At 35.4% G+C, this 14,657-nt stretch carries 11 protein-coding genes, 1 tRNA gene and 1 pseudogene; 4 read left to right on the top strand and 9 right to left on the bottom strand.

Translation table 11 applies throughout. From position 1 onward, the window contains the following. The first annotated feature begins 254 nt into the window (after nt 1-254). Both OOK92_RS05850 and OOK92_RS05845 read left to right on the top strand, forming a co-directional pair. Nucleotides 255-1,232, top strand: coding sequence for a group II intron maturase-specific domain-containing protein (locus OOK92_RS05850; RefSeq protein WP_264735523.1), 978 nt, complete (start codon nt 255-257; stop codon nt 1,230-1,232). A 95-nt stretch (nt 1,233-1,327) separates the two neighbouring features. Then, nucleotides 1,328-1,684 (top strand): annotated as a pseudogene (locus OOK92_RS05845) (Rpn family recombination-promoting nuclease/putative transposase); the annotation flags it as partial. Nucleotides 1,685-1,688: 4 nt separating this feature from the next. On the opposite strand, the gene OOK92_RS05840 reads toward OOK92_RS05845, so the two are convergent. The 3 genes from OOK92_RS05840 to dapE form a co-directional block, all read right to left on the bottom strand. Beyond that, nucleotides 1,689-2,438, bottom strand: coding sequence for an alpha/beta hydrolase (locus OOK92_RS05840; RefSeq protein WP_264735522.1), 750 nt, complete (start codon nt 2,436-2,438; stop codon nt 1,689-1,691). 1 nt (nt 2,439) lies between these two features. Further along, nucleotides 2,440-2,967 (bottom strand): c-type cytochrome, encoded by a 528-nt coding sequence (locus OOK92_RS05835; protein WP_253309627.1) that lies wholly within the window; start codon nt 2,965-2,967, stop codon nt 2,440-2,442. A 644-nt stretch (nt 2,968-3,611) separates the two neighbouring features. Next, nucleotides 3,612-4,817 carry a succinyl-diaminopimelate desuccinylase gene (gene dapE / locus OOK92_RS05830; RefSeq protein ID WP_264735521.1) on the bottom strand — a complete coding sequence of 402 codons (1,206 nt, stop codon included), beginning with the start codon at nt 4,815-4,817 and terminating at the stop codon, nt 3,612-3,614. A gap of 42 nt (nt 4,818-4,859) precedes the next feature. Between dapE and OOK92_RS05825 the strand changes: the two genes are divergently transcribed. Further along, a complete protein-coding gene (locus OOK92_RS05825) occupies nt 4,860-6,197 on the top strand; it encodes an iron-containing alcohol dehydrogenase (protein WP_264735520.1) in 1,338 nt (445 codons plus the stop codon). A 195-nt stretch (nt 6,198-6,392) separates the two neighbouring features. Here OOK92_RS05825 and OOK92_RS05820 read toward each other — a convergent pair. Together OOK92_RS05820 and purB are read right to left on the bottom strand one after the other, a co-directional pair. Further along, nucleotides 6,393-6,465: transfer RNA gene (locus OOK92_RS05820), tRNA-Met, on the bottom strand. Further along, nucleotides 6,465-7,757, bottom strand: a complete 1,293-nt coding sequence (gene purB / locus OOK92_RS05815; RefSeq protein ID WP_264735519.1) for an adenylosuccinate lyase — start codon at nt 7,755-7,757, stop codon at nt 6,465-6,467. The genes OOK92_RS05820 and purB overlap by 1 nt, the downstream gene beginning before the upstream one ends. A 128-nt stretch (nt 7,758-7,885) precedes the next feature. Between purB and OOK92_RS05810 the strand changes: the two genes are divergently transcribed. Further along, complete coding sequence (locus OOK92_RS05810) at nt 7,886-8,842, top strand: IS5 family transposase (RefSeq protein ID WP_264735368.1); 957 nt, start codon at nt 7,886-7,888, stop codon at nt 8,840-8,842. A gap of 123 nt (nt 8,843-8,965) precedes the next feature. Here the strand turns inward: OOK92_RS05810 and rplI are convergent, their stop codons facing one another. The 4 genes from rplI to dnaE are packed head-to-tail and all read right to left on the bottom strand — an operon-like array spanning nt 8,966 to nt 14,056. Further along, nucleotides 8,966-9,511 carry a 50S ribosomal protein L9 gene (gene rplI, locus OOK92_RS05805; RefSeq protein WP_264735518.1) on the bottom strand — a complete coding sequence of 182 codons (546 nt, stop codon included), beginning with the start codon at nt 9,509-9,511 and terminating at the stop codon, nt 8,966-8,968. 7 nt (nt 9,512-9,518) lie between these two features. Continuing rightward, nucleotides 9,519-9,794, bottom strand: a complete 276-nt coding sequence (gene rpsR / locus OOK92_RS05800; RefSeq protein WP_064125330.1) for a 30S ribosomal protein S18 — start codon at nt 9,792-9,794, stop codon at nt 9,519-9,521. Then, the gene (rpsF, locus tag OOK92_RS05795) at nt 9,794-10,576 is read right to left on the bottom strand and encodes a 30S ribosomal protein S6 (protein ID WP_264731023.1); all 783 of its coding nucleotides are present in this window, start codon (nt 10,574-10,576) and stop codon (nt 9,794-9,796) included. The genes rpsR and rpsF overlap by 1 nt, the downstream gene beginning before the upstream one ends. Before the next feature lie 48 nt (nt 10,577-10,624). Beyond that, nucleotides 10,625-14,056 carry a DNA polymerase III subunit alpha gene (gene dnaE, locus OOK92_RS05790; RefSeq protein ID WP_264736399.1) on the bottom strand — a complete coding sequence of 1,144 codons (3,432 nt, stop codon included), beginning with the start codon at nt 14,054-14,056 and terminating at the stop codon, nt 10,625-10,627. Nucleotides 14,057-14,657 lie beyond the last annotated feature (601 nt).

Here is a 14,657-nt window from a genome sequence, read left to right as displayed (position 1 = left end):
CATAAGCATCTAACAAATACTTTTCTGCCAACCGGTTAGTTTCATAGCTACAGCTAATCCGTATAGCTAATCTCTTATTTCCCATGAACTTTCCTTGAAATAATATGTTCATATCATTCATTGAAACTGATGGTTAATTGATTGTTGGCACTATAAATAAATGGCACTCTTGTTTTTGGACATAGAAGTTTTCGAGAAATGCTTTTCTCTAATTTTACGTTTTTTGCAACATTGTTGGCGGGGTAATCTCACCGTTGCTAGCTTGTGTTGCATTACACGGATTAGAGCAACATGTCAAAAAAGCATTAACAAACGAACTCTTTCAATGCATGAAAAGAAAATATGGTAGGATATCGCATAGAAACGCGCAAAAGTCTATTAGTGTAATTTTCTACTGTGATGATTTTGTCATCATACATGAAAACGAAGAGATTATTCTTAAAGCAAAAATTTTAGTTGAAGAATGGTTAGAAACCATTGGACTAAAATTAAAGCCCTCTAAAACAAGAGTTTCTCATACATTAAGAACCATTGACGAAACAAAACCAGGATTTGATTTTCTTGGATTTTCAATAAGACAATATCCAATAAAAGAAAGTAAGAAAGGTTACAAGTTATTAATCAAACCAAGTCGTAATTCTATAAAACAGCATACACTAGCTATTAAACATAAACTCAGAGAAATGCGTGGAGCACCACAAGAACGGGTGATAAAGGATCTCAATCCAATAAACAGAGGATGGAGTCAATATTACTCCTCGGTAGTTTCATGTAAAATCTTTAGCTCATTGGATAATATTATGCATAGAAAACTCTGGAAGTGGGCAGTTTTTAGGCACCCAAACAAAGGGAGATGCTGGATAAAAAGAAAGTACTTTAAGAAGTATAATAACGAAAACTGGCGCTTTATGACAAGTAACAAGGTACGTCTTACTATACACAGCGATCATGTTATTAAACGACATATCAAAGTGCAAAAAACCAGATCCCCATATGATGGTGATTGGGTATATTGGGGTAAACGTCTGAGAAAAATACCAGATAAGCCACTAGGAGTAATAAAATTATTGAGGTTGCAACAAAGTAAATGCGATAATTGTAGACTATGGTTTAAAAGTGATGATACAATAGAAATACATCACAAAGACCGGAATAGACGAAACAATATGATCACAAACTTATCTTTGTTACATGGACATTGTCACGATGAATTACACAGGAGGTGTGCATGAAAAGCACCAAATTAGAGAGAAGCCGTATGAGGCGCAAAGTCTCACGTACGGTTTTGCAGTCGAGTGAGGAAGGGCAACCTTCTTCACTTAGACAACAATACGCAGAAGAAACAACAGAAGAGGACTTAAAAGAGATAGCAGAAAAAGCGCCAATAATAAAGCTAGCATATGATGAATTAGACAAGTTTCGTTGGAACGAAAAAGATTTAGTAGCTTACGAAGAAAGAATAATGGATCTACGGAAAGAAGAAGCCATTCTTGAATACAGACTTGATCTTGCTGAAGAGAAAGGTATACAAAAAGGTATAGAGAAAGGAAAAATTGAAGGGAAAATTGAAGGGAAAATTGAAGTCGCAAAAGCAATGCTGGCTAATAATGTTGATGTCAACACTATTGTCAAGTTTACTGGCCTTTCTATTAGTGAGATTGAAGAATTAAGTGGAAATCTGTGAACGGTTACCTATATGTTTTTGCTGGCAAAAATTCTCTAATGGTCTTAAATAAAACTTTCAGTGAGTGATTGTCAGACATGTTGTGCTCTGCTGATTTCATCAAGTATACTTCAACATCGGTTGACTTAATTTTTTCAGCTAAATTCAATGAAGTTTGATAAGGAACATCTTTATCATTAATGCTATGCAATAAGCGCACAGGACAGTTTATATCTATTGCTTCTCTGTTTAAAAGAAGGTTCTTTCTGCCATCTTCGATCAAATTTTTAGTTATTTTGTATGTACAATGCTCTGAAGTAAAATCTATTACACCTTTAGAACCTAGTTCTTCTTTTTGCTTGCCTGACAATTGCTTGAATATCAAATCTTCAGTAAAATCAGGAGCAGACGATATGCCGATTAATGCTGCAATTTTTTCTGGAAATTGAAGGGCAATGAGCAGCATCAGCCATCCTCCCATACTTGAACCTATAATTATTTGTTTATCGCTAGTTAATTCACTTATCACTTTAGCACAATTTTCTTGCCAATCACTTATCGTGTAATCAATAAAATCACCACTTGAATGACCGTGACCAAAATAATCAAATAGCACAAGTGCTATATCGTTTTCTTGGCAAAATTTGTAAATAGCAGTTGCTTTAGTTCCATCCATATTAGATGCAAATCCACCGAAAAAAACTACAGAAGCTTTCTTTCCTTGTAGCTTTCGATATGCTATGTGACCATTATTTCCATCATTACAATAATCCATACTACTTTGGCAAAGCAACCGGGTTATCACTCAATTGACGCAAATAACTAACTAGATCTGCAATTTCTTGTGGATTGGAAATACCTGCAAATGCCATACGCGTACCTTTTATATAGGCTTTTGGGTTCTTTAAGAAAGCAAATAGCTCCTCATACCCCCATTTTCCACCTCTTTCAAGCACTGCTTTTGAGTAATTGAATGAGTTACCAAGATGAGCCTTTTTGTTTCCAACTACGTTCCATAAGTTTGGTCCTACTTTATTCATTCCACCTTTCTCAAAACTATGGCAGGCTATACATTTCTTCGCTGCTGACTTGCCTTTTTCAAAGCTAGCATTCTGCATGAGCGCTCCAATATCGAGCGCCACTTGCTCGATTTTTTGCTGGAACTCATTGTTACCAGCAGCTACTATCGTTTGGTGTTCAATCTTATATTCCTCTGGACTATACAGCATATCAACTACGTTGCTGACTATCATAATGATTAGCCCAGAAAGTAAAATCGATGCTGCAATCTTATTAAGCTCCATAGTTAATTTTTATTAAGTAATGTTACTTAAATTATGCGAATATTTTCGCAAATAGCAACCAATTACCTTGAAGCTCGCTAAAGATGAGAGTCTCTAGCTACAAATATTAAGAAATTTACCAAATGGAAAAAAAGGCAAAAGAAGCCCCTTGGTTGGCTAATTACTTACATTATACTTTCAAGTATGGCGTTTTTTTATTCTAAACGCTTAATAACCGCGATTTAGCTGCTTTTTAATGCAACTAACCTTTAGTCATAAATGTTTAAGAAATTTACTAAACAGAAAAAAAGGCAAAAGAAACCCTAGGGTAGCTAATTATTCACTATCCATTTTTTAAGTTGGCGTTTTTTAATGTTTTAAATGCTTTATAAGCGTATTTCAGCTTGTATAGGTAAAAACCTAGAAATTTGATAAAGACATAGAGTGCACATAGTGCAAAAAATTAAACATGAGACGCCAAATACGTTGAGTTTTTTTGTCATTTAATCTGTACAGAGAAGATAAATAAATAGCTTCATTTTCATGATAAGGGGGCTGGCGGAGTTTGTCAAGTGGTTTTTGTAGCTCTCATGGTTTTTGGATTCTAACGTCACACGCTGGCAGTTGTTACTCAAACAACAGTTATGCAAGAGATCTGATTACATCTAAGCTAACAATGGACCACTAGATATATTACTAACTACGTTGACCTGACTCAATATTTTATTAGTGGGATTGAAATAATTTTCTATAAATTCCTTATATATAGCTGTTAATTTATGTATATCATTTACTAATACGCATTCGTTTATCTGATGTGCGGTTTTGTTGATTATACCAAATTCAATCACTGGACAAACATCTTTGATAAACGCAGCGTCAGATGTGCCACCACTTGTGCTCAGCACAGCATCAATACTGGTAACTTTATTTATCGCATCAAGCATAATATCAGTATTTCTATCAGGAGTAGAGAGGAAAACGTCCCTGCTGCTATGCATAGAAAGTTTATAATCGTTAGTTACACTGGAGCATATTTCATCAATCAGCTTATATAAGCTGTCAGGTGTTTGTGTATTGTTATATCGAATGTTAAAACGTGTAGTTGCTGAACCAGGTATTAGATTGCTAGTATTATTTCCAACATCGATAGTAGTAACTTCGCAATGTGAAGGCTGAAAATATTTATTACCATGATCAAAAGTAGTATTTTTTACCTTACTCAATATCGATATTACCTTATATATTGGATTATCTGCTAGGTCTGGGTAGGCAACGTGCCCTTGTTTTCCATGGCAAATTAATTCAAATGTTACAGAACCTCTTCTGCCTATTTTTATGGTATCACCTAATTTCTCACTACTGGTTGGTTCAGCAACTACACAAAAATCTATCTTTTTTTGCTTACTTTTCATCCATTCCAAAACTGCCTTTGTTCCATATTCTTCCGTGCTTTCTTCAGCACTGGTAATCAATGCACTTATCGAACCATTAAATTGAAACTTTTCTGCAATTAAATTTGCCATAGCAGCAATAAATGCAGCTATTCCGCTTTTCATATCAGCTGCTCCTCTTCCATATAGCATTCCATCTCTAACTTCTGGATTAAATGGACCAAATGCCCAATCTTTTAACTGACCCGGTGGTACAACATCAACATGCCCAGCAAAGCACAAATTTGGTACTCCATTTATATATTTCGCATAAAGGTTTTTAACTTTAGTTCCATCATCACCAAATTCTAAAATCTCACAGTCAAAGCCACTTTTCTTGAAGATTGTTGCTATATGCTCTATTGCCCCGCCGTCCCTTAGTGTTATACTCTCAAAAGAGATCAATTTCTTAGTTAGCTCTACAGGGTCAATTTTCATGTCAATCTTAAAATACTTATATTGCTATATTGTAAACACTCTATGCACTATTTAAAACAAATATTACATCAAGCCGAACAAACTTTTCTAAGGGAAGTAATAACAGATTACCACCTTGCTGATGATATCTATAAAATATGCACACGACACGGAAATGACATCTTTCTAGTTGCAGATGAAAATACAGCAAAACTTTTAAACAAAAACGTGTTTAATAAAATTTCTCACTTAATTATCCCGAGCAATACCATTAGGCCTCTTGCAAAACCTCATATCATTTCGGATGCTCCCTACATTTTATCATCCCAGTCCTCCGAGACTGGGATCCAGGAAAAAAAATCAGCGTCACGCGCTGGAATGACACCAACCATGGGTACTAATCTTTCACTTGCCTCTCTTGAAACCATAAATCTAGTTAGAAACAAAGCAAAAGACAGTGACTTAATAGTTGCATTTGGTAGCGGCACCGTTAACGACATCTGCAAATATGCAAGCTACCTCGAGAAAAAAGATTATATATCGTTCCCAACAGCCGCTTCCATGAATGGATATACATCCGCAAATGCTTCAATATTAGTAAATGGATACAAAAAATCGTTCAAAGCACATCTTCCAAGAGCGATATATATAGATATAGACATACTTACCAATGCACCACTGCGCCTCACATTAAGCGGATTTGCAGATTTCATTTGCCGTTCGACAGTTCAGGCTGACTGGCTACTATCTCATTTGTTGCTTGGCACAGAATACAATGAATTACCTTTTACACTTGTTCGCGATTTGGAGCAAATTTTGCTAAGAGAGTATACGGCGCTTACTAAAAGAAGTAGAAAAGTGGTCCTATTACTTATGGAAGTTCTACTAATTTCAGGACTTGGAATGGTAATATCAAAAGGCAGCTATTCTGCAAGCCAAGGAGAGCATATGATAGCTCACGCAATGGAAATGGTAACAAGAGATCATTCCTCACTACATGGCGAAAAAATTGCTGTTACGACGATTACCATGGCTAATTTGCAGGAAAAGATATTATCAATACAAAACCCGATTATCAACCCGACCACTTTAGATGTAAAACATATAACTCAGTGCTTTGATAATATCGAATTTGTAAGAACTTTTGAACAGAAGCAAATTATGCAGCAAAAAATCCAAGAGATTATTTGTAAAGAATGGACTAATATTTCCAATTTAATTAAGCAAAATTTACTACCTGCAAAATACCTGCAAAAAATATTTGAAGATCTATCAATTCCGCACTTACCAGAGCACCTCAGTTGGAATAAAGAACAATATTGTAAAGTGGTCGATCTTGCGTTTGCAACAAGAGATAGATTCACCTTTCTTGACTTAGCTAATTGCATAGAAGAAAGTTAAGTTTTGTAGTGAAATTCTATCATTTAAAGAGATCATAGGCCAAAAGCTAAACCCTTTTCACAATCTCTTATCCATTTTCCTCTAAACTATACACCTAAGTGGATATACAACTGAACGTAACCATTCCAAGTAGCTGACACTGGGTCGCACTACTTCACCAATAGCACTATCTTGCTAAACATAGTTTAGTTCGAGTGGCTGAGGAGGGACTTGAACCCCCGACCAAGAGATTATGATCCTCCTGCTCTACCAACTGAGCTACTCAGCCTAATTGAAAACCTTGCTATATATGTGACCTACATGCTTTGTATAATATTTCAAATCAAACAAAGATTCAAGTTTTTCCGAGTTAATAACCTTAAGTAAAGGTTTATCTTGTTTCAATTCGGCCAGAAAATCACTGTTGTTTTGTTTCACTTTCATTGCATTGCTCTGAACAATTTTATACGCCTCTTCCCTCGCCAAACCACTATTTACTAACTCAAGCAATACACGCTGTGAGAAAACTAAACCTTTTGAAGAATTTAAGTTCTTTTCAATGTTTTCCTTATTGATTACCAATTTATCTATCAAATCTGTTAATCGCACTAAAGCAAAATCCATTGTTATACAAGCATCAGGAGCAATGCATCTTTCCACAGACGAGTGTGATATATCACGTTCGTGCCACAATGCAACATTTTCTAACGCAGGAAAAACATAACTGCGTATTAAACGTGAGAGTCCCGTCAGATTTTCACTTAAAATAGGATTACATTTGTGTGGCATAGCAGAGCTTCCCTTCTGCCCAATGGAAAAATGCTCAGAAATTTCGCCGATTTCAGTTCTTTGCAAATGACGAATTTCAATTGCAATATTTTCTATTGAGCTTGCAATCACTCCCAAAACCGAAAAGAACATGGCATGTCTATCACGAGGAATGACTTGAGACGATATGGTTTCAGGTATGAGTCCCATTTCTTTTGCTACATACTCTTCAACAAACAGATCAACATTTGCAAAATTACCTACTGCACCTGATATTTTACAAATTGAGATCTCTTTTTGCGCGCTAATTAATCTCTGATAATTGCGTTTAAATTCAGCATAAAATCTAGCAAATTTTAATCCAAGAGTTGTTGGTTCTGCATGCATTCCATGACTGCGCCCAACACAAACAATATCTTTATAGTCCTCAGCTTTTTTTTTCAATACTGCAAGTAAATTTTTTAGATTCCCGAGTAAAATATCACATGACTCTTTCAACTGCACCGCAAGGCATGTATCCAAAACATCAGAACTTGTCATTCCATAGTGGAGATAACGAACATCAACTCCCGCTTTTTCAGCAACATATGTCAGAAAAGCTATAACATCATGTTTTACAATGGATTCAATTTCGTTGATACGTTCAATATCAAATTCAATAGCACCAGAGAGCTTCTGAGCAACACTATTTGGAATCACTCCTAACTCTGCTTGAGCTTCACACGCTAATTTTTCTATTTTAAGCCATATATTAAATTTATTATTTTCCTCCCAAATGGAAGACATTTCTTTTTGGCTATAGCGCGGGATCATTAAATGACCCCCGTCTTATCTTTGAACATGCTAGATCCCAGTGGGCTTTGTTGCATAGCAACCGAAAAAATCTGGTGGCTACTGACAAAATTCATTATAAATAACCATTTAACTGTTGAAGAAAAAATATGCCACAGAAAATGAAAGTCAGTAACCAAAACGAATATAACAAATTCCTTGAAAAAAGGGGAAATATTTTTCGTTACATCGATGAAGCTATCGAAAATTGGTATGAAAATAGTCCAAAAATGCAGGGCGGCAACTATATTTACAGTGATAAAGTCGTAATTTTGGTGCATATAATTGTCAATCTTTTTAGAATTGGGTTAAGACAAACGGTGGGGTTTATAAAAGGATATCTGCAACAAATAGGAAAAAATTTGGCAGTTATCAGCTATTCACAAGCATCAAGAAGGTTTAAAAAACTTAATATTAAGATAAATGATTGCAGGGTTGATAAAAGCAACATGGAAAATATTGAAATTATCATAGATAGCACAAGTATCAGCATTTACAGTAACACTCCTGGCCACAGTAAGGAAAACAGTGCAGATAGAAAGTACCGAAGCTACGAGCAAGTAAGAAAGTTACATGTTATGTTAAGTGTGAATAGTAAAAAAGCTATAGCTGCAAGATACAGTAATGGCGTCTACTCTGACCACTATGGAGCTTGCGATTTGCTTGAAGAAGTTAATTTTCAGCACAAAATAAAAGCATTATATGCAGATAGGGCATACGATAGGCACAAACTTTATAAATTGTGTAAGAAATACGATATAAAGACAAAAGTTCTACCAAAAAAGGATGCAGCAGAACATTCAAAAATAGATTATATGTCTGACAGGAATGCTGCTATTAGGTTAATAAAATTATATGGACAAGATGGTGTAAAAGAGTGGAAAAAGGAAGCAATTTATGGAAAGAGATCTTACATAGAAGGATTTTTCTCAAGGTTGAAGCAAGTATTTGGATTTAGCTTTAGGAATAAATCTGAAGTAAATCGTGAAAAAGAATTACTAATTAAGTGCTATTTGCTCAACAAATTCACTGATATTGGTATGGCTAAATTTGAAATCATTACATAAATTTGTCGTAAACCATCACTGCTTAAGGTGCTATGCAACAAAGCCATCCCAGTGTCACGCACTGGGATGACAGAAAAAAAAGGCACTGGAATGACAGGAATAGTTGATATATTTTATTCACTGCTATTTGTTATTTGTATCTTCTTGCTCCACTGCTTCACCTTCTTGTTGCTCAGACTTCTGATTTTGCAACTTTACTTGCCTTAATTCATGCGCATCTGTTTCGGATTTCACGACGTATATAGTAATTGGTACTACTACTTCACTATGTAATTCTACGTTTACTTGGTATTCACCCAAGTTTTTGATGCTTATTCCACCAAAAGATAAACTACGGTGATCTATCGCATGTCCTTCTTGTAGTAAAACTTTCGCAATTTCACGTGTTGTTACAGAACCAAAAATTTTACCATCCTCTGAAGCTTGCTTTATCAATACCACAAACTTATCATGTAGTGACAATGCAAGCTCTTTTGCTACATTTAATCTTTTTATATTCTCTTCTTCCAGTAATAAACGTTGCTCCTCTAGCTTTGTTAAATTTTCCTTGGTAGCTTTCACCGCTTTTCTTTGTGGAAAAAGAAAATTACGTGCATAACCTGGTTTAACTTTGACAACTTCACCAAGCTTACCTAAAGTCCTTATATTTTCCTTTAAAATTATCAACATAAATTACCTAAACTTTTTTAGTACAGTAAGGAACAAGAGCCAAAAAACGTGCCCTTATGATCGCTAAGCGTAACTTCCTTTGTTTTTTTGCACATACGCCTGTTAACCTTCTAGGTAATATCCTACCATAGTCAGAGGTAAACTTGGATAATAAATCTGTATTCTTATAATCTATGTCTTCATCTTTAGACGTAGCAAGAGGGCAAACTTTAGAACGCCTAAAGCCAGTCCTATTATTTACAGATACGTAGGAATTATTAAAACTATTTCGTCTTTTCATCATTATGCGTTTTGCTCCTCAATTTGTTTATTCATCATATAAGATTTACCTTCAAAAAATTTATCAACCTGCACAGACAAGTGGCGAATAACGTTCTCATTAAGTTTCATTCTACGCACAAATTCATCCAGAATGTTTGCAGTAGAACTTATGCACATTATACAATAATGACCGCTCTTCATCTTATTTATTGGATATGCAAAATCCAAAAGACCCCAATGTTCATACTTGATTAATCCCGATGCTTCAATGTTTTCCAAAAGCATCTCCAATGCTTTGCTCGATTGAGTTGGACCGTTTATTCTAAAATCTTTCAAAATATCTTGAAAAATCTTTATTAGATGTTCTGAAATATTTCTCTTCAAAGCATTTACTGCATTATGGATAAACGCACTTTTAGTAATTTGCTCACTGCCTCCTAGAAATTTTATAAAATCTTGCGTTATTCCTAAATCTTTTAGGTCATCTTTCAACTCTTTATCGATTTTTGACTTCACTTCTTTCAAATTTGAAAGATCTTCTTCCAATTCAACCCATAAAATTTTTGTAAGATCTTCCAAGAAATCAGAGTAAGCAACTAGACCTTCTTTAATGTTTTCAGCACGCGTTTCTAACTCTTGTTTTGTAAGCGTACTATTTTGCCTTTCCATAAGACTCTTGATCTTCTGGAAAATAACATCTGCTTTAATATTTTTCAATGAAACAGCTAGCTCTTGGACCATCTCCTCTACTTCTTGCTGTAATAATCCTTGTTGTGCTATAAAAGTAAATTCATAAAGATTCACTATATCTTCCTTTAATACCGATTAAATATTTCATTATATAAAGCTTTTTTATATAAGCAAGTTATTTGTATTAATTTCTACGCCTTTAATCCAGCTTAAGTTAGATATTTCATAAATAACTTGAGGAGCAATTGAGTATGCACCTGGTAATAAGATGCTCACTTTATGTTTTTCGAGAAGAAGTTTTAGCATTATTTTGGTTCTGCCTTTATCTTTCAATATTGCATTTAATTCCATAGCGGCTTTTTGCGAATCCGTGCACTCAGTGGTGAGAACTAATTCCTTTATTGTAGAAGCGATTCTTTTTGTAAACTCAGATATATCCTTGCCTGCTAATCTTGTCGTATTTTCCGAAGCTTCAAGATCAATTATCACAAATGTTCCTGGTGAAAATAAATCTCTTTTTTCTTCTATTATTTCATTATTATAAAATGCTATTTCAGAAACGTTATGGGGATCAGAAAGTGTGAGTATAACAAACCTTCCACGCTCTGAAGTTCTCATACGTGCATTTAATATTACCCCAGCAGTTTTTGCTGTTCTATTTTCTCCGATAAACCCAATATTTAACTTTTCCAGAAGAATTCTAAATTTTTCAAGTGGATGATTAGTTAAATAAAATCCTAGTGAAAATAACTCATGCTCTAATTTTTCCTCTTCATCAAAATTTTCCACATTCTCAAATTTCGGTTTGAGGACATCAAGACTACCAAACAAAGCAGCTTGACTTGATTCCCTATCCTGTTTGTTTTTATTTGCAAAGTAAATCAGCATGTCCATTGACTCATATAGCTGCTTTCTGTTCTTATGCACGCTATCGAATGCCCCGGATTTAATTAGGCTTTCTAGCGCCCTCTTATTTATTATATGACCTGAATTTTGAATGAATTCCCATATGTCCTTATAAGCGCTTGAACGTGTGTTCACTATTCCTTCTGCTATAGAAAAACCAACATTCCTCAAGGCAGCAATACCATAACGTATGCACTCACCCTCTATTGAGAATTCAGCTTGAGACTTGTTTATATCAGGTGGAAGAACGGTAACGCCACTAAACTTTGCTGCATGATAAAATAAATTCAGTTTATCTCTATCATCAATATTTAGATTCATTAGTGCTGTAAAAAATTCTAATGGATAATTAGCTTTAAGGTAAGCCGTTTGATAAGATATAACCGCATATGCAGCTGCGTGAGATTTATTAAATCCATAACCAGCAAATTTTGCAACAAGGTCAAAGATATAACTTGCCCTGTCATAATCAACGCCATTCTTTGTTGCCCCTTGGATGAAAAGTTCACGTTGTTTATCCATCTCTTCCTTAATTTTCTTACCCATGGCACGTCTCAGCAGATCTGCTTCCGCTAAGCTATACCCGGAAAGAATACGGGCTATTTCCATCACCTGCTCCTGGTAGATTATTACCCCAAATGTTTCTTTTAACACTCCTTCAAGTAACGGATGAATATAATCTGGCTTTTCAAGTCCATGCTTTCTTGCAACATAAGTTGGAATGTTATCCATAGGTCCTGGACGATAAAGGGAAATTAAAGCGATAATATCTTCAATGCAATCTGGCTTTAATTTGATTAAAGCTTCTCTCATTCCCGAACTTTCAAGCTGGAACACTCCAATTGAATCACCGCTAGAGAGAATCTCATAGGTTTTTTGATCATTCAAAGGAACTGAAGAAATATCGATCTTTTTTTCATCACGATTAATTAAACGACATACATGATCTATTAGTGTTAGCGTACCAAGTCCAAGAAAATCAAATTTTATTAACCCAGCTTTCTCCACATATTTCATGCTGTATTGAGTGATTGGCAGAGCCGAATTTGGATCGTAGTACACAGGAACAAAATTTTCCAACTTTTGATCACATATTACAATTCCAGCAGCATGAGTTGAAACGTGACGATATATTCCTTCAAGCTTTAGTGATATATCAAGAAGCTTTGCAATCACCTCATCACTATCCCGTTCTTTCTGCAGGTTTTGATCAAACTCTATCGCTTGCGATAAAGTTACAGGATTTACTGGATTAAATGGAACCATTTTAGATATTTTATCCACTTGAGAGTAAGGCATTTGCAATACTCTACCAACATCACGCAATACTGCCCTTGCTTGCAATTTTCCAAAAGTGATTATTTGAGCAACATAACCGTACTTTTTCTGAACATAATCAATAACCAGGTCCCTTTTCTCTTGGCAGAAATCGATATCAAAGTCAGGCATTGATACACGATCGGGATTTAAAAACCTTTCAAATATTAGGCCAAACTTTATTGGATCAAGGTCTGTAATCTGTAAGCTCCAAGCAACAATTGATCCAGCACCAGAGCCTCTTCCTGGACCAACTGGAATGCCATTTGCTTTGCTCCAGCGGATAAAGTCAGAAACTATTAGAAAGTAACCAGCATAGTTCATTGAAGTGATTACACTTAGTTCATAATCTAACCTGTCGTAGTATTGCTTGAAATCGATATCATGTTGTGTGTCATCATCTGGTTTGGTGTCATTCCAGCGCGTGACGCTGGAATCTCTCTGATCAAGTACTGGGATGACAGTGGAGGGTGTTCTGGTGACAGAAGAGGATTTTGCAATACGCAGCTTCAATCCTGCAACTGCCTGCTCCCTCAGTTCTTCATTCTCAGTTTTATTTTCTCGACAAGGAAATTTAGGCAAGATAGGCTGCCTGCTTCTTGGCATGTAAGAGCACCGCTTAGCTATCACTAAAGTGTTATGAATTGCTTCGGGAATGTCGCTGAACAGTTCCTCCATTTCTGCCACAGATTTGAAGTAATGCTCGGTAGTTAACTTCTTTCTGTTATTCTCCAGGGCATAACTCCCCTCCGATATGCACGTTAATATGTCATAAGCCTCATAATCAGACCTATTTGGAAAAAACACATCGTTCGTTGCAACCAGTGGTACATTGCGCTGATAAGCAAAATCTATTAAAGCTTCTTCAAGCTCTAGCTCTTTATTCAGCCCATGACGCTGCAATTCAACATATAAATGACCATCGAATGCTGAAAGCAGTTTTTCAACCGTTTCTTTATCTTGCCCCAACAATAGTTGAGCCAAACATCCACCGGTTAAAGCGATCAGACCCATACTTAAATTCAATAGCTCATCAAAATCAACGTAAGGAATATCGCTGTTATTCTTGCGCTTTTTAAAAGACTCACTCACCAAAGTGACTAAATTAGTGTACCCTTGCTCATTTTTTGCAAGCAATAATATAGGTAAATTTTGTTCTGAATGTTTAACTATAATATTGCATCCTATTATTAGCTGTATTCCCCTACTTGCTGCATATTCTGAAAATTCGAGCGAGCCAAACAAGTTGCCTGAATCAGTAATTGCAACCGCTGGCATTTTATTTCGCAAACAAAGGCCTATCAGCTCCTCAATTTTAACCGAGCTTTCAAGCAGCGAATAAACACTATGAACACGTAAGTGTATGAACATAAAAAACTTTAGATCAACAAAAAAGGATAACATTAATTTACCCATGAGAACATAATTTCATGAAAACAAAAGCCTATAAAATTCTAAAATTAAAATACAAAAACTTCCTTGACAAACTCCGCCAGCGCCCTTATCATGGTATTGAAGGTATTCAGTTATCTTCATCTGTGCAGATTAAACAGCAAGAAAACAACGTAGTTAGCGTCTTATTTTTAATTTTTTGCGCTATGTGCACCTTATGTCTTCACAACATTTCTGGGTTTTTACCTATATAAGCTGAAACGCGCTTATAAGTCGTTTAAGACAGTATAGTACGCCAATTTGCAGGATTAGAGAGTGACAACTAGCTAACACGGGGTTTCTTTTGCCTTTTTTTCTGCTTAGTAAATTTCTTAAACATTTAAACTAAGGTTAGTTGCACTTAAAAGCAGCTAAATTGCAGTGTTTAAGACTTAAAAAACGCCAATACTGAAAATAGACAATGACTAGGGCTTCTTTTGCCTTTTTTTTCGTTTGGTAAATTTCTTAAATATTTATGGCTAAACGACAACCGTCATCCCGCTACGTGTTAGCGGGATCTCTTGTTAGCGGCTGAGATACC

Origin of the sequence: Wolbachia endosymbiont (group A) of Rhinocyllus conicus (assembly GCF_947250775.1) — a bacterium.
Taxonomy (GTDB): Bacteria; Pseudomonadota; Alphaproteobacteria; order Rickettsiales; family Anaplasmataceae; genus Wolbachia.
The sequence above is the reverse complement of the archived record's forward strand: the minus strand, read 5'-3'. Positions and strand labels throughout refer to the sequence as shown.

Coding starts and splice junctions, on each gene's coding strand:
- OOK92_RS05840 (WP_264735522.1), bottom strand. CDS start 2,438: ATGGATTATTGTAATGATGGAAATAATGGTCACATAGCATATCGAAAG.
- OOK92_RS05835 (WP_253309627.1), bottom strand. CDS start 2,967: ATGGAGCTTAATAAGATTGCAGCATCGATTTTACTTTCTGGGCTAATC.
- dapE (WP_264735521.1), bottom strand. CDS start 4,817: ATGAAAATTGACCCTGTAGAGCTAACTAAGAAATTGATCTCTTTTGAG.
- OOK92_RS05825 (WP_264735520.1), top strand. CDS start 4,860: ATGCACTATTTAAAACAAATATTACATCAAGCCGAACAAACTTTTCTA.
- purB (WP_264735519.1), bottom strand. CDS start 7,757: ATGATCCCGCGCTATAGCCAAAAAGAAATGTCTTCCATTTGGGAGGAA.
- OOK92_RS05810 (WP_264735368.1), top strand. CDS start 7,886: ATGCCACAGAAAATGAAAGTCAGTAACCAAAACGAATATAACAAATTC.
- rplI (WP_264735518.1), bottom strand. CDS start 9,511: ATGTTGATAATTTTAAAGGAAAATATAAGGACTTTAGGTAAGCTTGGT.
- rpsR (WP_064125330.1), bottom strand. CDS start 9,794: ATGATGAAAAGACGAAATAGTTTTAATAATTCCTACGTATCTGTAAAT.
- dnaE (WP_264736399.1), bottom strand. CDS start 14,056: ATGTTCATACACTTACGTGTTCATAGTGTTTATTCGCTGCTTGAAAGC.